We start from the raw sequence: 243 nt of genomic DNA on the forward strand, positions 1-243 counted from the left end.
CTCCCGGAGATCTGCGCGAGTGCCGCCCTCTACGCGGACCCGGAAGAGCCCGAGGCCTGGGTGGCCGCCATCCTGAGCCTCGCGGCAGACCCGGACCTGCGGGCGCGTCTCGTCGCCGCCGGCCAGCGACGGGTCGAGCGGGTCAGCTGGCGTGCCGTGGCCGAGACCTACCTGTCGCTGATGGCCGAGAGGGACGCCGGCAGGGCCGAGGCGTGACCGCGTGTGCGGCCGGCGGGCTCTCCG

The 243-nt window shown here is 76.1% G+C and carries 1 pseudogene; it reads left to right on the plus strand.

Going from position 1 to position 243, the window contains the following annotated elements:
* Positions 1–216 (plus strand): annotated as a pseudogene (locus AC0IWM_RS23870) (glycosyltransferase family 4 protein); the annotation flags it as partial.
* Positions 217–243: the final 27 nt, after the last annotated feature.

It is taken from the genome of Methylobacterium sp. AC433 (assembly GCF_979253015.1).